This is a genomic window from Thermoplasmata archaeon (assembly GCA_035622275.1).
In the GTDB taxonomy this organism is placed as follows: Archaea; Thermoplasmatota; Thermoplasmata; order Lutacidiplasmatales; family UBA184; genus Lutacidiplasma.
Genome location: DASPVQ010000002.1, coordinates 55,728 through 72,895, shown reverse-complemented (window position 1 = coordinate 72,895; position 17,168 = coordinate 55,728). Strand labels below are relative to the sequence as shown.

General features: G+C 72.0%; 20 protein-coding genes and 1 tRNA gene. 5 read left to right on the top strand and 16 right to left on the bottom strand.

The window, feature by feature from the left end; translation table 11 throughout:
• Positions 1-224 precede the first annotated feature (224 nt).
• Positions 225-299, bottom strand: a tRNA-Arg gene (locus VEL82_00895).
• A gap of 26 nt (positions 300-325) precedes the next feature.
• Positions 326-1,390 (bottom strand): hypothetical protein, encoded by a 1,065-nt coding sequence (locus tag VEL82_00890; protein HXW66433.1) that lies wholly within the window; start codon positions 1,388-1,390, stop codon positions 326-328.
• Positions 1,391-1,520: 130 nt separating this feature from the next.
• Here VEL82_00890 and VEL82_00885 point away from each other — a divergent pair, with 130 nt between their 5' ends.
• Positions 1,521-2,930: a hypothetical protein gene (locus VEL82_00885; protein ID HXW66432.1), complete on the top strand. Its 1,410-nt coding sequence runs from the start codon at positions 1,521-1,523 to the stop codon at positions 2,928-2,930.
• 15 nt (positions 2,931-2,945) lie between these two features.
• Here the strand turns inward: VEL82_00885 and prf1 are convergent, their stop codons facing one another.
• On the bottom strand, positions 2,946-4,226 hold the full coding sequence (prf1, locus tag VEL82_00880) for a peptide chain release factor aRF-1 (protein ID HXW66431.1): 1,281 nt from the start codon (positions 4,224-4,226) through the stop codon (positions 2,946-2,948).
• Between the two features lie 98 nt (positions 4,227-4,324).
• On the bottom strand, positions 4,325-4,642 hold the full coding sequence (gene trxA / locus VEL82_00875; GenBank protein HXW66430.1) for a thioredoxin: 318 nt from the start codon (positions 4,640-4,642) through the stop codon (positions 4,325-4,327).
• Positions 4,643-4,900: 258 nt separating this feature from the next.
• Between trxA and VEL82_00870 the strand changes: the two genes are divergently transcribed.
• Positions 4,901-5,653 (top strand): class I SAM-dependent methyltransferase, encoded by a 753-nt coding sequence (locus tag VEL82_00870; GenBank protein HXW66429.1) that lies wholly within the window; start codon positions 4,901-4,903, stop codon positions 5,651-5,653.
• On the opposite strand, the gene VEL82_00865 is transcribed toward VEL82_00870, so the two are convergent.
• The 5 genes from VEL82_00865 to VEL82_00845 all read right to left on the bottom strand — a co-directional run bounded on the left by VEL82_00865 (position 5,650) and on the right by VEL82_00845 (position 9,442).
• Positions 5,650-6,177 carry a MogA/MoaB family molybdenum cofactor biosynthesis protein gene (locus tag VEL82_00865; protein ID HXW66428.1) on the bottom strand — a complete coding sequence of 176 codons (528 nt, stop codon included), beginning with the start codon at positions 6,175-6,177 and terminating at the stop codon, positions 5,650-5,652. The genes VEL82_00870 and VEL82_00865 overlap by 4 nt on opposite strands.
• On the bottom strand, positions 6,174-6,623 hold the full coding sequence (locus VEL82_00860) for a cyclic pyranopterin monophosphate synthase MoaC (GenBank protein HXW66427.1): 450 nt from the start codon (positions 6,621-6,623) through the stop codon (positions 6,174-6,176). Before VEL82_00860 ends, VEL82_00865 begins: the two co-directional genes overlap by 4 nt.
• A gap of 5 nt (positions 6,624-6,628) precedes the next feature.
• Positions 6,629-7,612: a replication factor C small subunit gene (locus VEL82_00855; GenBank protein ID HXW66426.1), complete on the bottom strand. Its 984-nt coding sequence runs from the start codon at positions 7,610-7,612 to the stop codon at positions 6,629-6,631.
• Positions 7,613-7,645: 33 nt separating this feature from the next.
• A complete protein-coding gene (locus VEL82_00850; GenBank protein ID HXW66425.1) occupies positions 7,646-8,101 on the bottom strand; it encodes a hypothetical protein in 456 nt (151 codons plus the stop codon).
• A 330-nt stretch (positions 8,102-8,431) separates the two neighbouring features.
• Entirely contained in the window at positions 8,432-9,442 is a 1,011-nt protein-coding gene (locus tag VEL82_00845; protein ID HXW66424.1) for a hypothetical protein, read from the bottom strand.
• A 95-nt stretch (positions 9,443-9,537) separates the two neighbouring features.
• On the opposite strand from VEL82_00845, the gene sppA reads away from it, so the two are divergent.
• Positions 9,538-10,332 carry a signal peptide peptidase SppA gene (sppA, locus tag VEL82_00840; GenBank protein HXW66423.1) on the top strand — a complete coding sequence of 265 codons (795 nt, stop codon included), beginning with the start codon at positions 9,538-9,540 and terminating at the stop codon, positions 10,330-10,332.
• Positions 10,333-10,386: 54 nt separating this feature from the next.
• Positions 10,387-10,545: a preprotein translocase subunit Sec61beta gene (locus tag VEL82_00835; protein ID HXW66422.1), complete on the top strand. Its 159-nt coding sequence runs from the start codon at positions 10,387-10,389 to the stop codon at positions 10,543-10,545.
• A 7-nt stretch (positions 10,546-10,552) separates the two neighbouring features.
• On the opposite strand, the gene twy1 is transcribed toward VEL82_00835, so the two are convergent.
• The 6 genes from twy1 to VEL82_00805 all read right to left on the bottom strand — a co-directional run bounded on the left by twy1 (position 10,553) and on the right by VEL82_00805 (position 16,403).
• Complete coding sequence (twy1, locus tag VEL82_00830) at positions 10,553-11,530, bottom strand: 4-demethylwyosine synthase TYW1 (GenBank protein ID HXW66421.1); 978 nt, start codon at positions 11,528-11,530, stop codon at positions 10,553-10,555.
• 70 nt (positions 11,531-11,600) lie between these two features.
• A complete protein-coding gene (locus VEL82_00825) occupies positions 11,601-12,542 on the bottom strand; it encodes an ABC transporter ATP-binding protein (GenBank protein HXW66420.1) in 942 nt (313 codons plus the stop codon).
• 4 nt (positions 12,543-12,546) lie between these two features.
• Positions 12,547-13,380, bottom strand: coding sequence for an ABC transporter permease (locus VEL82_00820; GenBank protein HXW66419.1), 834 nt, complete (start codon positions 13,378-13,380; stop codon positions 12,547-12,549).
• Positions 13,377-14,081 (bottom strand): TetR/AcrR family transcriptional regulator, encoded by a 705-nt coding sequence (locus VEL82_00815; protein HXW66418.1) that lies wholly within the window; start codon positions 14,079-14,081, stop codon positions 13,377-13,379. The genes VEL82_00820 and VEL82_00815 overlap by 4 nt, the downstream gene beginning before the upstream one ends.
• A gap of 31 nt (positions 14,082-14,112) precedes the next feature.
• Positions 14,113-16,221 (bottom strand): heavy metal translocating P-type ATPase, encoded by a 2,109-nt coding sequence (locus VEL82_00810; GenBank protein ID HXW66417.1) that lies wholly within the window; start codon positions 16,219-16,221, stop codon positions 14,113-14,115.
• 35 nt (positions 16,222-16,256) lie between these two features.
• The gene (locus VEL82_00805) at positions 16,257-16,403 is read right to left on the bottom strand and encodes a copper-transporting ATPase (GenBank protein HXW66416.1); all 147 of its coding nucleotides are present in this window, start codon (positions 16,401-16,403) and stop codon (positions 16,257-16,259) included.
• A 92-nt stretch (positions 16,404-16,495) separates the two neighbouring features.
• Here VEL82_00805 and VEL82_00800 point away from each other — a divergent pair, with 92 nt between their 5' ends.
• Positions 16,496-16,819 carry a rhodanese-like domain-containing protein gene (locus VEL82_00800; protein ID HXW66415.1) on the top strand — a complete coding sequence of 108 codons (324 nt, stop codon included), beginning with the start codon at positions 16,496-16,498 and terminating at the stop codon, positions 16,817-16,819.
• 9 nt (positions 16,820-16,828) lie between these two features.
• On the opposite strand, the gene VEL82_00795 is transcribed toward VEL82_00800, so the two are convergent.
• Positions 16,829-17,167: a winged helix-turn-helix domain-containing protein gene (locus VEL82_00795; protein HXW66414.1), complete on the bottom strand. Its 339-nt coding sequence runs from the start codon at positions 17,165-17,167 to the stop codon at positions 16,829-16,831.
• Position 17,168: the final 1 nt, after the last annotated feature.

Genomic DNA, 17,168 nt, shown 5'->3' with positions numbered 1-17,168 from the left:
TCGCCTTCGCGCCTGGCCCGGAGAGCTTTCGATGTGGAGACCCGCGCGGTCCCTAAAGAGTTCGCGCCTCGGTCTGCGATGGGCTATCACGCGATGGAGCCCCCTGCCGTGGCGGGGGCGGCCCCCTGCCGGACCGACCGGAGACGGGGCGCCACGGACCGGACCGGGTCGTCGCGGTGCTGCGTGCGGTCGGGCGCTGAGGGAGCGGCCGGAGGCTTTCCGGGCGGGCGCGGAGGGATTTGAACCCTCGACCCCCGGGTTAGGAACCCGATGCCCTATCCAAGCTAGGCTACGCGCCCGGCGCGGGGAGCGAGCGCCGCCGATATCACGGCTTCGCCGGGGCCGAGGACCCGGGCGCGGCTGCGAGCAGTCGGTCGTATCGGTGGTCGACCGAGGAGACGAAATTGCTCGCGGGCTCCTGGAGGACCTCGATCCCCTCGAGCGCGGCGCGCAGCGTCGGGAGGACCGGGCGCCGCCCGGAGTCCGGAGCGGCCGTCGGGCCGTCGCCCCCGAGCGCCGCCAGGAGCCAGCGCTCGGTCCCGACGACGAACAGGAACGGGAACACGAGGCACTCTCGAGTGAGCGTGGAAAACAGGAGCTCCGGCCGGGCGCCGGCCTTGGGAGTCCCGCTGACGAGCACCACCTGGCTCGGGGAGCGGCCCTGGTAGGGCGGCAGCCGCCCCGGCTCCAGCAGGGTTCGGTGCGCGATCCAGCCCCGCATCAGCATCTTGCGTTGGGAGAACGGGAGCCCGAACGGACCCACGAGGTGTCCGCCGCGCTCTTGGGCGACCGCGTCGAACGGGCGGCGCAGCAGCTCGCCGAGCGCCCACTCCTGGTGCTTCGACAGCGGTGCCGGGCCGCCGTCGTCCTTCCCGTCGAGCGGCCCGCCCAGACCATGGGGGTAGGCGAGCGTGCCCTCGGTGCCGGTCAGGTGGCACCAGAGGCCCTCGAAATCGAAGTACACGGGTACCGTGGGCGCGTCGGCGCGCACCGTCATCGCGATCGGCGATGCGAGGAGGCGGTGACGCTCGAGCCGGTCGGCGAGCTTCGGGCCGCTGTCCGGGCGGGCATGAAAGAGCACGGCCAGGGCGAGCTGGCTCCCCGACCAGAGAACGACGTTCCCGGCGTCCGCGCTGACCTCGCGCAGGAACTCCGGCTGGCGGTCCGCGTACGGGCGGGCCACGAGGAAGGTCACGTGGGGCAGCCCGAGCGGCACCGGATGCGGAACGTACCGGTCGCGCAGCCAACCCTCCTCGTAGGCACGGCGCCGGACCGCGTGGTAGGTCGAGCGGGGGACCTCGACCTGGCGCAGTCGCTCGCGCTCGCGGTCCGGCCGCGCGGCGAGCATCACCGCGATGACCCGGGCCTCGGCCTCCGTCAGCGCCCGCACGGATCCTGCCCCGACCGGATGCGACGGTATAGCATGCCGTCCAACCGCTCTAGAGCCACGCGACACTCCGGCTTAAGAGCCGTTTGCCGCATCGTAGCTCCCGAACACGGTTCGGGAGTCGTGGGCGGGGATGAACGTTCGGGTCGGACGCGCGACGGCAATCCTTTCGATTGCCACGGCGGTGGCGCTCGTCTGCGCGGTTCCGGCGGCGGCCGCGAGCCCCACCAGCGACCTCACCCCCGGCGCCACGTTCACGGTCTGGGCCTACGGTGCCGTGCGAACGGTGGACTTCTCGGGCGTCGGGGCGTCCGGCTGGGCCTACCAGGGGAGCGCGACCTACGGTTACACGGTCATCCTCAACCAGACGAACCTCACGGCCGAGGACTTCGAGCTCTCGGTCAACCGGACGATGGGTGCGATCCTGTCGGTCGAGTACTGCACGCCGACCTGCAAGTCGCCGGTCCACACCGCCGACATCTACTACCATGCCTGGGAGTCGGTGGACGCGTGGGCCAACTTCACCGTCGCCGGCACCGTCTACGAGAGCGGGAGCCCCGCGGCCGCGATCGCACTCAACAACTCCCACCTCCAGGTGACGGGAAACCTCACGGACAGCGCCCACGGTCCGCTGCGGAGTTCCTACCTCTCGGCCGCGGTCACCTCGACCGCGAACGTCCAGTTCGCGACCCCGCTCGGCCTGATCCCGCTCGACCTCGCGAGCGGTAGCTCGTGGAACGACTCGGCGGCCTTCACCGCGAGCGGCGCCTTCTCGGCGACGTACTCCTACTTCCACACCGGCCCGCTCCTGAACGTCTCCGTGCCGCGCTCGACGATCGGCGGCTCGGTCGCCGCGAGCGGGAACGTCTCCGTGATCGGTAGCTCGGGCGGCACCGTGAGCTGGGGCGGCGTTTCGTACCAGACCCTCTCGCTCGAGGTCATCGGACCGTTCAGCGTGCGCGAGGGCTTCATCCTGGTCCCGACGCAGGTCGACCTGTTCGGCTCGGGCTCCTCGGTGCCGCTCACGAACGCGTCGGGCGAGGCATCCGCCCAGATGACCGCCGTCGATGCGCTCCCGTTCGCGCACGGCCACTTCGGCGTCGCCGGCTCGCAGTGGCTCTACGTCGCCAGTGCCCTCAACCCGTCGGTCACCGACCTGACGCCCGCGACCCCCGCGGCCGGGGTCGACCAGATCGCCTCCGGCGCCGACCAGGTCGCCTCCACCTCGGTGCAGGGCGTCCCGATGTCGGTGGGCCAGGCCCAGGGGGACAGCGACTGCCTCGTCACCGGCACCTCCTGCGGCGCCGCGCCGGCGGCCCACTCCCTGCTCGCCGCCGTCGGGATCGGCGTGGGCGTGGTGGTCGTGGCCGCGCTCGTCGGGCTCGTCCTGATCACCCGGCGACGGCAGCTCCCGCCGCCGGCGTACCCGAACGCGAGCCTCTATCCTCCGGGGGGCTCCGGACCCGCGGGCCGTGCCCCGCGCGCCGCGGGTCCACCCCCGCCCCCGCCCGAGGAAGACGATCCGCTGTCGCACCTCTGGTGATCGCGGGGGCCCGGACTACGCCCGCCGCGCCGGGGTCGCCGCGGGAAGCGGGTAGCGGAGCAGGGCGGCGATCCCCTGGAACGCCTTGGCCAGCATCTCCCCTTCCTCGCTCTCCGACGAGATGAGCCGCACCTTCGCCCCCGAGTCGCTCGCCCGGCGGAACAGGCTCTCCACGAAGTCCTCCGAGCTCACCTCGGTCAGGGCGCGCTGCCCGCAGTTCGGGCACGGGCCCTCCCGCGCCGCCTCGATCTCGTCGTCGGGCAGCGTCCGCTCGAAGGTCGTCTGGCAGGCGGAGCAACGGAAGCCAACGCGCCGCCGTCGGATCCCTTCGCTCACGAGGAGCGTGTCGACGGAGCCGAGGTCGAGGGCCCGGCGGACGTCCGCCTCGCCGTAGGCCGCGAGACCGCTCTCGGCCTTGCGGATCTCGCCCAAGAGGCGCTGGACGATCCGCTTTTCTTCCGTGATCTCGAGGCCGTGGAGGGTCTGGGTCGCCTTTTCGACCAGCTCGCGCAGTCCGAAGTCGTCGGTGTAGCCGGTGTCGAACAGCGGCAGGACGACCTTCTGCTGCAGTTCGTGGTGCAGGTAGCCCTCCTTGTAGAAGTACTCCTTCGTGGCGCCCGGCCCGCCGAGGAGGATCCCCTTCAGCGTCTCCTGGCGCGGCAGGAACAGTTCCCCGGCCATCTCGGCCACCTTCACGAAGAACTCGTGCGCCGCGTGCTCGATCATGCGCTCGAAGCGGTGCGCGGACTGGCCACCGCGGCCGTGCTTGCTCGGCACGAGCGACTGGCGGTTGCGCAGGGTCTCGACGCGCTTACCCCGCAGGAGGCCGAGCGTCGCCTCAGCGCGATCCATCACGATCAGGCCCCAGACGTCCGGCTCGTGCACCATCTCGAGCAGCGGGTCGAGGAAGAACGTCGAGTCGCACCGGTACAGGTAGGTGTTGAGCGGCTCGGGCGGTTCGACGATGAATGTGACCGGCTCCGACTTGTCCGCGCCCACCGCCTTCGACCCGACGAAGAACGCGACCCCGTTCGCCGGGGGTTCGCGGTACTGGCGGACCCGGCCCATGAGCGATTCGATCGCCCACATCACGTTCTTGCGCGTCGTCCGGCTCTTGATGTTCGAGCTCTGGGCGTACTCGTTGCGCAGGTACGACATCACGTCCGAGATCTGCTTGCCCGGGGAGATGTACAGACTGACGAGCTCCGTCGCCCGGCCGCGCACCGCCGCGATCTCGTCGAGCTTGCGCTGGAACGAGTAGCGGGCGAGCTGCGGGTCACCGGCCGCGGCGCTCATGGTCGCTCCGCGTCGGCGACCGCGTCGCCCTCCGATGCGCCGGCCCTAGCCGCGCCCGCGCGCCCCCGGCCGGGACGCCCGTGCCCCGGGCGGAACAGTCAGAGCAGTCGGCGAACGTGCTCGTCGATGACCTCTTCGGGGTAGGCACCGACGATCCGGTCGACGAGCTTGCCCTGCTTGTAGAACAGCAGCGTCGGGATGCTCATGATCCCGAGCGCCCCGGCCTTCTCGCCGTTGTCGTCCGAGTTCATCTTCCCGAAGGCGACCTTGCCCTTGTACTTCTCACTGAGCCGGTCGACGATGGGCGAGACCTGGCGGCACGGTCCGCACCACGGCGCCCAGACGTCCACGACCACGGCGCCGTTCTCCTGGGCGAACTTGTCGAACGTCGCTCCGCCCACTTCCTGGACCGACATAGACCGTACCGGCCGGTTTTAGGCCGGGCGCCTATTAATCGCTCGCGGTCGAACGCAGTTACTCCGGCGTCAGGACGACCTCCGGGCGTCGGTCGTCGGGGCGGGACGGCGGCGCGGGGCGCGTCCACGTGCGATCCGGGGGCTTCCGAACGTTCTTACGGTCCGGCGGTCTGGGGAGACCGTTCTGTGTCGCTCGTGCCTTCCCGGCCGGGGACGTCCGCACCTCGGCCGGGGCTCACGACGCCCCCGGGGGAGTCGGTGCCGGCCCTCGCCGAGGGCTCCGAGCGCCCCCACTCGCTGCTCTCCCCGGCGGCCCGCAAGGCGATCCGCCAGCGCATGCTCCTGTTGCGCCAGGCGGCCCTCGACAAGATCCTAGAGGTGACCGAGCGCTCGCCCGCGGATCTCGCGCCGCTGCGGCGGGAGCTCCGGGAGAGCGACCTGCCGGACGTGCTGATGCAGCGGGGGGCCGGGCTCGCGTTCACTCGGGAGCTCCCTCAGGGCGCGCTCCTGTACCTGATCGTCCGGCTCGTGCGTCCGAGGATCGTCGTCGAGACCGGGGTCCGTCCGGGATACTCCACCGCCTGGGTCCTGGCGGCGCTCAAGCGCAACGGTAGCGGGGCGCTCACGTCGCTCGGACCGGGAACGACGGCCGGGCGCATGCGCGGCGTCCACGACGTCGGCGTGGGCCAGCTGGTGCCGCCGGCGTTGCGCGCGCGGTGGACCCTCGCCCTCGGCAACACGCCGGACCGACTGCGCGAGCTCCTCGCGACCGTGCGGCCCGTGGACGTCTTCTTCTCGGACAACGGCCCGGAGGTCGCGATGACGCGCGCGGAGCTGCGGACCGCCTGGGAGGCGCTGGGCCCGCGGGGGCTCCTGCTCGCGCACCACGTCGACGCGAATCCGGCGTGGGACGACTTCTGCCGCCTCCAGGGCCTCCCGCTCCAGCTGCTCGATCCGGGTCCCCCGCCGATGGGGGCGCTCGCCGTCCGCGCCTCGAACGCGGGCCGCTAGCGCTCGAGCTCCTCGACCAGGTGGATCACCGCGGGCAGGATGAGCGCCTCGATCGCGGTGCGCACCGCGCGCTCGCTGCCGGGCAGCGCGAAGACCGGCTTGCCCTGGATCAGGTACAGCCCCGCCCGGCTGATGATGGCGAGCGGTCCGACCTCCGCGAAGCTGAGCGACCGATAGATCTCCCCGAAGCCCTCGAGCTTCTTGCCCCCCATCCCCTCGAGCGCGGCGACGGTCAGATCGCGAGAGCTCGCGCCCGTCCCTCCGACCGTGATCACGCACTCGACGGCGCGCGCGGCAAGCCAGGGCTCGAGCTTCTCGCGCACGTCCGCGACGGAGTTCGCGACCAGGGCGTAGTGGACGACCTTGTGACCGCCCTGGGTCACAAGCTCCCGCGCGAGCGTTCCGGACGGGTCGTCGTCCTCGGTGTGGGTGTCGGAGACCGACAGCACCGCAACGCCGAGCGATCGCGAGCCCCCGAGGTGATGCCGGCCCGCCCCGCTGACCGGCTCCCTCGCCTCGCTCATCCCCGCGCGCCCGCGCCCTTGCGTTTACGCAGGACGCGCACGGGGCCGAGAGATGTCCGAGGATAAAGACCGCGGTCGTCCTTCTCGAGGTACTTCACCATGTCCCAGACGGTGAGCAGGGCGACCGTCGCTCCCACGAGGGCCTCCATCTCCACGCCGGTGCGGTCGACGGCCGCGGCGACCGCCCGCACCCGGACGCCGCGCCGGCTGGGACGGATCTCGACACGGCTCGCCGTGAGCCCGACGGCGTGGCAGTGCGGGATCAGCTCGGGCGTCCGCTTCATGGCGAGCAGACCCGCGAGCTCCCCGGCCGCGACCGGATCGCCCTTGTCCACCCGGCCGCGCCGGATCGCCTCGCGCGTCGACCGGGCGATGGCGAGCTCGCCCACCGCGACCGCCTGCCGGGCCACGCGCGGCTTGGCGCCCACGTCCCGCTGACGCGCCATGAGGGCTACCGGGGCAGGGGCGAGCGCGTCGCGAGGTGGGCCAGCACGGCCTCGAGCTGGACGCGCTCGCCGGCGCCCTGGGCGAGGCGAAAATCGGCCTCCGCGAGGAGCTCGACGACCCGCACCTTCTCGCGGGCGGGCAGCACCGTCTCGCCGATCTCGGGCAGGTAGGCGTGCATCGCTCGGACGATCTCCTCGCCCGAGGCGCCCCGGTCGGTGAACAGCGCGTAGAGGCGGTCCCGCGCCCCGAGAAAGTCGCCGGAGAGCGCGGCGCCGAGCATCCCCTCGACTTCCCGCCGCAGCGGCACCGTGGCGTGCTCGCGCACGGTCTCCGCCGTGATCTCGTCGGCGTAGGTCGCCGTCAGCTGCAGCAGGTTGATCGCCCGACGCATGTCCCCGCCGCTCGCGGCGACGATCGCCTCGTAGGCCTCGGGGTGCACGCGCTTATGCTCGGCCGACGCGATCCGCTCGAGCTCGGTGCGCACGGCCGCCGGGCTGTAGGCGCGGAAGCGGAAGACCGCGCACCGCGACTGGATCGGATCGATGATGCGGGAGGAGTAGTTGCAGGAGAGGATGAACCGGCAGGACGCCGAGTAGCGCTCCATCAGCCGGCGCAGCGATGCCTGGGCCTCGCTGGTGAGGTTGTCGGACTCGTCGAGGAAGAGGAGCTTGAAGGGCACGTCGCCCAGCGGCGCCGTGCGCGCGTACTGCTTGATCGTCGTGCGCACCGTCTCGATGCCACGCTCGTCGCTGCTGTTGAGCTCGAGGAAGTTCTGCCGCCACTCGGCGCCGTACATGTCGTGGGCCAGCGCGAGCGCGGCGGTCGTCTTCCCGGTGCCCGGGGGCCCGGCGAACAGGAGATGGGGCATCGAGCGCTTCCGGGCATACGCGCTCAGGAGCGGCACGATCGCCTCGTGGCCGACCATCTCGCCGAGGCGGGCCGGGCGGTACTTCTCCACCCAGACGGCGTCCGTCGAGCGCTCGGCCATCGGCGTCGTCCGGTCGCTCCCGGCGGGCGCTCTTTAGGGTTTCCCGACGCCCGGGCCGACCGCGGTCGGAGCGGTCCGATCTCGTGTGCTGCGGGCCCGCTCGCGCGCACGGTGCCGCCGCAGCGCCTCGGCCAAGAGCCGCGCGTACTGACCCAGCGCCTGCCGGTGGCCGCCATGGTCCTCGCGCGCGACGATCCCGTAGCACCAGTCGAGCTGCTCCAGCGAGGTCTCGAACCACCGGTGGTCGGCGATCAGGCGCGAGCTCTCGCCGCGCGCGATCGCCCCTTCCGCGGGACCGAGGAGGACCCGGTCGAAGGTCCGAATGTGGTCGCGCACGCGGGCGGCCGCGTCGGCGACGACCGCTCCCACCTCCGGGAGCGGGCGTTCGTCGAGCAGCACGAGCGCGCGGCCGAACCGGTCGAGCCACTCGACGAACTCGTCGAAGTCCTCGGGCAGAACGGGAAAGAGCGGCGGCGCCGCGTCCGGCACGCTAGCCCGAGGGAGGAGGCGCGAAAGCGGTTGCGCCCGGGCCCAAACTGCTCACCGGTCGTGAGGTCCGTCGGTGCGTGCGCGCGGTGCGCTGGGAACAATCCCCTCCCCGCGCTCGTCCGCTCGATGAACGCCTTCGCGCTGCGGAATCTTGCCGAGACCGCCATCGACCACCGAACGAACCCTCCGAACCAGCCCGCCGCGGTCGCAGGTCTGCCGGCCCGCGAAGGGCGGTCCTGGTGGCGCCGCGGCCGAGGGTGCCCGCCGACGGGGCGGCTGCCCACCTAGGCACCGGGACCGCCTCGACGCCACTGCCCGGGGGCCGCCGGCCTAGCCGGCCGCGCCGTCGCGCGCGCTCGTCGGAGCGGGCGAGAGGGACCGCCGGCGCAGGGTCCGGTGGAGCCGGACGAGCAGATAGGCGAAGATCGCGGCGACCGCGAGGATGCCGGGGACGCTGAACTCGACCAGGAAGTCCCAGAGCATCAGGTCGACGAGCATCCCGGTCGCGAAGTAGAACTCCGACATCTCGAGGCCCTCGGCGCCCACGCGCCCCAGGACGAGCGCGATCGCCACGAGGGAGATCGCGACGAGCACCGCCGCCGCCGCGACGGCCGGCACGCGGCTCGATAGGCCGGAGAAGAGAAGGACCAGGGTCCACCCCGCGAAGAACAGGCTGCCCGCCGCGCCCAGCCCCCACGGGCCGATCCGCGAAGGACCGGGGCGCACGCGCAACAGGTCGCCGGGGACGCGAAGCGCGAGGGCGATCAGGACGGTCGCGATCCCCAGGAACAGCGCGAGCAGCTCCGGGCTCGGGGCGAACGGCGCGATGCGGGCGAAGAAGACGACGACGAGGACGTAGATCGCCGCGACCAGGGCGACCGCCCCCCGGTCCAGCCACCGTTCGTCCCGGATCGCCGGGAACCAGAGTCGGGCCAGCAGGATCGGGAGCGCGATCGAGTACACGGCATGGAACGCGGTGAGCCCGAGCGCCCAGAGCCAGTTGACCCCGAAGGCGTGGCCGTAGGCCCCCAGCACGCCCACCGGCGGCCGTCCGGCGGGCTCGAAGAAGGTGTGCACGGCCAGCCCCTCCTCGGCGATGCCGTACGCGGCCCCGAGCAGGAGGATCGACCCCCAGCCCTTCCCGAAGTAGACCGCGAACTCTCGGATGAGGAGCGCGCCGCAGCCGTACAGCCCGACGATGCCGGCGAAACCGAAGGCGAACGTCAGCGGCGCGTAGACGATCTCCGAAACGGGCGTCGAGCCCGTCAGCAGCTCGGGGATCGTGGGCGCGAGCAGGAGCAGGGCGACGACGGGCCCGCGCGGCCGGATCAGGATGCGCACGCCGTCGACTCGGGTAACGCCCTACTTGAAAGGTCCCGTGGGCGACCCCGCGGCCGGGATTATATCCGCGCCGGCGCTCGCGCCGGTCCCGGACCATGCGCGAGCGCCTCGCCCACGTCAGCTTCCGCGGCACGATCCGCGACCGCTCGGTCGAGCCGTTCCTGCGGCTGCTGCGCGGGCTGCGGCAGCGCCGCCGCATCCGGGGCGTGCTCCTCGACATCTCGAGCGGCGGCGGGGAGGCGATCGCCTCCATGGACTTCTATCTCGCCGTGAAGCGGCTCGACGCGGAGAAGCCGGTCTTCGCTACCATCGGGGCGCTCGGCGCGTCCGGCGCCTACCTCGCGGCCCTGGGCGCCCGGCGCATCTTCGCCTATCCCGAGTCCGGTGTCGGCTCGATCGGCGTCGTCCTGCCGCACCTCGCGACCCGAGAGCTGTTGCGACGGCTCGGCATCGGGCTCGAGCTGGTCCACGTGGGCGTCCACAAGGACGCCTACCAAGGGTACCGGCCCCTGACCGACGAGGAGCGAAGCAAGCTGCTCGCGGTCGCGCAGCAGAGCTACGACGTCTTCGTCGCGGCCGTCGCGCGCGAGCGAAAGCGCCCGGTCGAGGAGATCCGCGCGCTCGCGACCGGCGAGTTCTGGAGCGGGGCGAAGGCCCTCGAGCTCGGCCTGGTCGACGCGCTCGGCGACCGCGAGTTCGCCCTCGAGGAGCTCGCCCGGGCGACCGGGGTGCCGTCGGGGAAGACCCTGCGGCTCGCCCCGCCCCGTCCGTTCCTCGAGCGCCTGCTCAGCGGCGGCGCGAGCGCCGTCGCCGGCGGGATCACCGGGCGCCTCGCCGACGCGCTCGAGGACTCGATCTACGAGCTCGGCGGGCCGGGCCTCCTTCGATAGCCGGGACGGCGCGCGAGCGGGTTATATACCGCCGCCGCGCTCGCTCCAGCCGCGATGCCCGACAATCGGCGGTCCGGCTTCTCGAGCGCGGCCGGTCTCATCCAGTACTACGACATGGAGGAGACGCGGGCGCTCAAGCTGAACCCGTACCTGGTCATCGGCATGGGGATCGCGGCCGCGGTGCTCGTCGAGATCCTGAGCTGGCGGGTGTAGCGCCGCGCTAGGCGGTCGCCATCGGTGGCGGGGCCCCCGCCTCGGGGGCGTGTCCGGAGAGGTAGCGGCCCTCGGCGGTCCGGGCGAGCAGGTACGCCTTCGACTCGGGCGACTCGTCGAGGGAGAGGTAGCCGGTGCGTTCGGCCAGCCGGCGCGCGAACCCCCCGATCTCCTCGTGGGTGGGAACGTGGTCGCGGGAGAGGCGCTGGCGCGAGCGTCCCATGTAGACGTAGCCCTTCGGCTCGATGAAGTCCGGTCGGGCGGTGAGGTCGAGCGCCGCGTAGGCGTCGACCCATCCCAGGTTCCAGCCGCGGACGAGCGTGTGCCGGACGACCCGGCGCGTGCGCAGCCCGCGCAGGATCGCGAGCGACTCCTCGAGGCGCGCCCAGGCGTCCGCGTGGGCCGGGAGCGTCAGGCGTCGGAACACCGCCTCGTTCGGCGCCGTGACGCTGACGTACAGCTGCGTCGGGAGGGGGTCGAGATGCCGCAGCGCATCCGGGTTCGTGCCGTTCGTCACGAGGAACGTCGTGATGCCGCGCGCGTGGCACAGCTCGAGGAAACGGTTCATCTTCGGGTACAGGGTCGGCTCGCCGGTCAGCGAGATCGCGATGTGGCGCGGCGTCTGGGACTCCTCCCAGCGCTCCGGGCGCACGAGCGGGTCGCCCTTGAACCCCGAGACGATCCGTCGCTGCGCCTCGATGGAGCGATCGAGCAGGGTCTCGGGGTCGTCGTACTCCGGCATGACCGCGTCGTTCTCCCAGCCCTGGTTCCGCCAGCAGAATCGGCAGGCGAGGTTGCAGGAGTCGATCGCCGGTGACATCTGCAGGCACCGGTGGCTCTCGATGCCATAGAAGCGGCCCTTGTAGCAGTCGCGACCCCGCGTGATCGACTCGCGGGTCCAGTAGCAGAGCTTGACCGCGCTGTGCTTCCCCACGAGCTGGTAGCCCTGGCCGAGGAGCTCGGTGGAGAGGTCCTGGTCGCCCATCGCCCGACCGCTCGAGCGGCGGGCGAGGGATAAGCGTTTGCGAGGTGGGCGCCCGAGCGCGGGCCGGCGGTCAGTTCGCCGAGGCGCCGGACGGCTCCCGGGCCCCCATGAGCGCGAGGTACGCGTCCTCGAGCGCGAGCGTGCCGCTGGTGTAGGAGATCACGGGGCCGAGCTTGACGAGCTGCTGCAAGAGCTCGGCCCGGGCCGACGTCGTGCCGTCGAAGTCGATCCGGAAGCGACGCTCGCCGACGACCCGGGCGCCCTTCACGAGCCCGCCGATCGCCGTGATCTTGTCGATGAGCACGGGGCTTGAGAACTCGACCTCGACCGATCGCGTCCGGAACAGCTCGCCGATGCGGTCGACCGAGTCTCGGAGCAGGATCTTCCCGTCGTTGATGAAGATCACCTGATCGCAGATCTCGGTGACCTCCTGCATCAGGTGCGAGCTCATCAGGATCAGGTGATCGCGCTTGAGGTCCACGAGGAGGTTGCGGATCAGGATCCGCTCTTTCGGATCGAGGCCGCTCGTCGGCTCGTCCAGGATGATCACGTGCGGGTCTCGAACGAGCGAGCCGGCGATCACGACCCGCTGGCGCTGACCCTTGGAGAGGCGGCCGGTCCGGGCCGAGAAGGGCGGCAGGTCGAGCTTCTCGTGGAGGTCGCGGACGAGCGGGGCGAAGTCCGCGACCGGCCCGCCTCGGAACTCGCTGACCATCTGGATCGCTTCCTGGACGGTCAGGGTCGGGTAAGGCTCGGGGGTCTCGATCACCGCCCCGACGTCCGCGAGCGCGTGCTTGCGGTCCCGCTGGACGTCGACCCCATTGATGAGCGCCGATCCCCCGCTCGGGCGCAGCAGCCCGGTCAGGAGCTTCAGGGTCGTGGTCTTGCCGGCGCCGTTCGGTCCGAGATAGCCGATCGCACCCGATCCCTCGTAGGTGAACGAGGCGTCGGTCAGCGCGAACGGGCTGCCGCCGTAGCGTTTCGACAGCCCGCGGACCTCGATCTTCGCCATGGCGCTATCCCTTCGATTCCTTGAACTGGTAGATCACGCCGCTCAGCAGCAGGAACACCACGAAGTAGGCGAGCATGATCACGGTCCCTTCCCAGATGTACGGGTTCCAGACGTGGGTGGTGATCACCCGACCGCCCACGTGCGAGGTCGACGCGAGGTAGTGCGGCTGGCCGACGAGCACGAGGCCGATCACGCCGCCCGCATACAGGACCGAGAACCACGGTTCGTAGCCCAGGTCGGCCCCGACGACCCCGTCGACGATCAGGAATCCCAGGAACAGGATCAGGATCGTGAGGACGATGCTGACCGCCGGGCTGCGGAAGAGCGAGCTGAAGAAGAACGCCGTCGACAGGACGGCCGCCCCGTAGAGGACCGCGAGCAGGAACGACTCGCCCAGTGCGAGCCACGGGAGGCCGGCAAACCCCCAGAAGTAGACCGCCCCGAAGATGCTGATCACGTAGTAGACACCGACCAGGCACAGGCCGGTCGCGAACGCCGCGGCGAAGCGCCCGAGGAGGATCGCGGGGCGACGTACCGGCAGGACGAGCATGTAGTAGCCGGTCCCGCTGCCGAAGTCCATCGCGATCGCGTCGCCTCCGATGAACGCGGCGATGATGATGCCAAAGATGCCGAGGTTCCCGAGCCCGCTCGCGAGGAACGCCGCCGCCGAGCCGCCGTTCGCGTTGAGGTAGATCTCGACGCCGGTCGCGGCCCCACCGACGATCAGGAAGAACAGCAGCAGGCCGAGGAAGCGCCAGGTCCTCAGGTAGAAGCGGAGCTGGTAGCGGGTGGCGGTCCACCAGTGCTGGACGTCCGTCGGGAGCTCGGCGGAGCTCATCGAACGCCCTCACGCGCTCGCCGGCGGACCCCGCGCCGACGGGCCCCGGTCGTGCGGGACGCGCCCACCCGACGCGACGAGGCGACCGACGCCGACGGCGGTGGACTGCCCAGCATGCGGAGCAGGACCTCCGCGCGGGGGATTTTGTCGTTTGCGCTGGCATCCCCGACGCGCGCCGAGCGCCGCCAGAGCCCCTCGAGGGCCGCGAGGAGGGCGGTCGCGAGCTCGTCCGGGTCGTCCGGTGCGATCTCGCCCTGCCGCTGCCCGGCGACGATCAGGACGCGGATCTGGCGTCGGATCTCCCGGAAGCGCGCGCGCAGGCGGCGACGCACGCTCGCCGGCAGATCGCCCGTCCGCAGGGCCCGCAGCAAGAACCGGAAGAACTCGGGTCCCTGACGACGACGCTCGAGGATCCCGCGCACGATCGCCTCGAGCCGGGCGCGCGGGCCCCCCGGGAGGCGCCGGAGGCGCACGCCCACCGGCTCCGCGTCGGAGACGAACTCGGCGATCAGGGCGCGGAAGATCGCCGTCTTGCTGGGAAAGTAACGGTAGGCGAGGCCCTGGCTGACCCCGGCCTCGCGGGCCAGCTCGGCCATCGTTCCGACCGAGCCCTCGCGGAAGAACACGCGCTGCGCTGCCATGAGCAGGTTCGCGCGCTGGCGCTCCTGGATGGCACGGTTGGCGCTCGCCGAGCGGGGCATGGGAAGGCCTTGGGATGAATGAACCGTTCATTCATAATACCTGCGCCGCCGGCCGCCCGCCGGGCGATACGAGCGGGGTCCAGCGCAGACTGAGCGAGTTCACGACCACCGAGGTGGAGGAAAGGGCCATCGCGATCGCCCCGGCGATCGGTAGGACGGCGTAGATACCGAGGCCGAAGAGCGGGACGAGCGCGCCCGCCGCGATCGGCAACAGGACCGCGTTGTAGGCCACGGCCCACGCGATGTTGGCGCGCACCTTGCGTACGATGCGCCGGGCAAGGCGGAGGGCCCGCGGGACCCCGCCAAGGTCGGCCCGGACGAGGAGCACTCCCCCGGCCTCTCGGGCCACGTCTGTCCCCGAACCGATCGCGATGCCGAGGTCCGCGCTCGCGAGCGCCGGGGCGTCGTTGATCCCGTCCCCCACGTACGCGACGTGGCGGCCCTGCGCCTGCAGTCGATGGATCAGGGCGAGCTTCTCCGCGGGGAGGAGACCGGCATGTACGTCCGTGATGCCGAGCCGGGCGGCGACCGCACGGGCCGCCGGCGCCTGGTCGCCCGTCGCGATCGCCACCGGGATCCCGTCGGCCGCCAGCGCCCGGACGGCCTCGCGGGCCCCGGGCGCGAGTTCGTCGGCGAAGCCGAGGACGGCCACCGCAGCCCCATCCCGGCGAACGACCGAGCAGCTGCGGCCCGCGTCGGCGAGCTCCCGCGCGATGGCCGCCGCGGGGTCGGGATCCACCGGGCGCACCGATGCGCCGGGGGTGGCGCGCACGACCTCGACCACGGCCCCGCCCACGGTGCCGGTGACACCGCGTCCCGGCTGCGCGCGGAGGTCGAGCGCGAGGGGAACGGTGAGGGCGTGGGCCTGCGCGGCCTCCTCGACGGCGCGCGCGAACGGATGCTCCGAGCCCGCCTCGACGGCGGCGGCGAGGGCGACGGCCTCCTCGGCCGAGATCCCTCCGAGCGGTCGGACGTCGGTGAGCGACGGGCGCCCGCGGGTGAGGGTCCCGGTCTTGTCGGTGACGACATAATCGATCCGCGCGGCCCGCTCGATCGACTCCTCGCCGCGGAAGAGGACCCCCGCCTCGGCCGCCCGCCCGGTACCAACGACGATCGCGGCCGGCGTGGCGATTCCGAACGCGCAGGGGCACGCGGTGATGACCACGGAGACGAACACCAGAACCCCGACCGTGAGCCCCGCCCCGCCGAGGAGTCCCCAGGCGATCCCCGCGACGGCGCCGAGGGCCAGGACGAGCGGTACGAAGACCGACGCGATCCGGTCGGCGGCGCGCTGGAGTGGGACGCGCGACATCTCCGCGTCGGTGAGGAGACGGCCGACCTGCGCGACGAACGTGTCGGCGCCGATCGAGGTGGCTTCGACCTCGAGCGGACCTTCGAGGTTCGTCGCGCCCGCGAGCACCGGGTCGCCCGGACGCTTCGGGACCGGCATCCCCTCGCCGGTCAGGATCGCCTCGTCCGCGCTGCTCGAGCCCGCCCGCACGACGCCGTCCGTGGGAAAGCGCGCGCCGGGGCGAACTCGAAGTCGATCCCCCGCGCGGACCTCGGTCGCGGGAACCCAGACCTCGCGCCCGTCTCGAAGCAGCGAGGCGCCCGCCGGCAGGAGCTCCTGGAGGCGTCGCAGCGCTGAGCCGGCGCGACCCCGCGTCCGGTGCTCGAGGTAGTTACCCGTCAGGATCAGGGTGACGATGAGCGCCGACGCGTCGAAGTAGTAGTCATGCGCCAGGCGGTCGGGGAGCGCGAGCGCGAACGCGCTGTAGACGAACGCGGTCGTCGAGCCGACGGCGATGAGCAGATCCATGTTCCAGGAGCGGTCGCGCACGGCGTCGCGCGCTCCCGCGTAGAACGGCGCCCCCGCGTAGAACTGGACGATGGCGGCGAGGACGGCGCCCGCGACGATCGCGGCGGTCGTCCCGAGCCCGTAGGTGAGGACCACGACCGAGACCGCGAGCGGCCAGGCGACGAGCAGGCGACGGCCGAGCCGTCCCTGCGATCGATCGGGCTCGGCGAACTGGTGGAGGCAGGTCTCCGAGCAGAAGTAGTAGGTGCGATTGTCGCGGACCAGGCGAAGCGAGGACGCTCGTTCCTGTACCCACATGCCGCAGACCGGGTCGGTCGCCACGGCGGCTGCGCCCCCGTGGCCGCGTCGAGTCCCGGCTAGGCCGAGCCGGGCGCACGCCGCCGTTCGTAGGTCTTCTGGCAGGCGACCGAGCAGAAGTAGACCGTCTCGGTGCCGTAGCTCGCACGGGCGGCGGCGCTCGAGCTCTCGATGACCATGCCGCAGACCGGGTCCGTGACCTTCATCGCGGCGTCCAGCCCGGTCCGGGTTATGGCTCCTCCGCCCGCGTGGCTCCGCGGAAAGTCGATAAGCTCGGAACGCGGTCGAAGGGGCGATGGTGGAGGAGCTGTCGGCCGCCGAGGTCGCGGCCCGGCGCCAGCGGTCGCCGGCCGAGCTGGTCCTGCTGGATGTGCGCGAGCCCTACGAGCGCGATCTCGCCGCGATCGAACCCTCCCTGCACATCCCGATGCGCGAGGTGCCCGAGCGCCTCGACGAGATCCCGCGGGACCGCGCGATCGTGGTCTACTGCCACGGGGGCGCCCGCTCCGCGATGATCGCGGGGTTTCTCGAATCGCGGGGCTACGCGAACGTCGCGAACCTCGCCGGCGGGATCGACGCCTGGTCCCGAACGGTGGACCCGAAGGTCCCCCGCTACGACTGAGCCCCCGGTCTAGCCGCGTCGGCGCCGCGGACGCCCCGTGTCGTCGGACTCGAGAACCTCGATGTACGCCCGCATCTTCCAGTACGTGTTCAGGAACTCCTGGCCCCGCGAGGTGATGTCGTAGGTCGGTCGACCCTCGACCTCCTCGCTCGTGAGCAGCCCGAGCGAGGTCAGCCGCTCGACGAGCGCCCGGAGCCGATCGACCGGCATGCCCGCGCCGTAGGAGACGCGCGTGATCCGCGCGGCGCCATGGTAGCGCTTGACGACCTCGAGGACGGTCGCATACAGGTCGGTGGGCTCGCGACGTCGGGGAGGCTCCCCCGCCTCCTCCCTCCCCCCGTTGAGCATC

Bases quoted from the DNA above. Each gene is read 5' to 3' on its own strand.
- VEL82_00885 (HXW66432.1), top strand. From the start codon at position 1,521: ATGAACGTTCGGGTCGGACGCGCGACGGCAATCCTTTCGATTGCCACG.
- prf1 (HXW66431.1), bottom strand. From the start codon at position 4,226: ATGAGCGCCGCGGCCGGTGACCCGCAGCTCGCCCGCTACTCGTTCCAG.
- trxA (HXW66430.1), bottom strand. From the start codon at position 4,642: ATGTCGGTCCAGGAAGTGGGCGGAGCGACGTTCGACAAGTTCGCCCAG.
- VEL82_00865 (HXW66428.1), bottom strand. From the start codon at position 6,177: ATGAGCGAGGCGAGGGAGCCGGTCAGCGGGGCGGGCCGGCATCACCTC.
- VEL82_00860 (HXW66427.1), bottom strand. From the start codon at position 6,623: ATGGCGCGTCAGCGGGACGTGGGCGCCAAGCCGCGCGTGGCCCGGCAG.
- VEL82_00855 (HXW66426.1), bottom strand. From the start codon at position 7,612: ATGGCCGAGCGCTCGACGGACGCCGTCTGGGTGGAGAAGTACCGCCCG.
- sppA (HXW66423.1), top strand. From the start codon at position 9,538: ATGCGCGAGCGCCTCGCCCACGTCAGCTTCCGCGGCACGATCCGCGAC.
- VEL82_00835 (HXW66422.1), top strand. From the start codon at position 10,387: ATGCCCGACAATCGGCGGTCCGGCTTCTCGAGCGCGGCCGGTCTCATC.
- twy1 (HXW66421.1), bottom strand. From the start codon at position 11,530: ATGGGCGACCAGGACCTCTCCACCGAGCTCCTCGGCCAGGGCTACCAG.
- VEL82_00825 (HXW66420.1), bottom strand. From the start codon at position 12,542: ATGGCGAAGATCGAGGTCCGCGGGCTGTCGAAACGCTACGGCGGCAGC.
- VEL82_00820 (HXW66419.1), bottom strand. From the start codon at position 13,380: ATGAGCTCCGCCGAGCTCCCGACGGACGTCCAGCACTGGTGGACCGCC.
- VEL82_00815 (HXW66418.1), bottom strand. From the start codon at position 14,081: ATGCCCCGCTCGGCGAGCGCCAACCGTGCCATCCAGGAGCGCCAGCGC.
- VEL82_00805 (HXW66416.1), bottom strand. From the start codon at position 16,403: ATGAAGGTCACGGACCCGGTCTGCGGCATGGTCATCGAGAGCTCGAGC.
- VEL82_00795 (HXW66414.1), bottom strand. From the start codon at position 17,167: ATGCTCAACGGGGGGAGGGAGGAGGCGGGGGAGCCTCCCCGACGTCGC.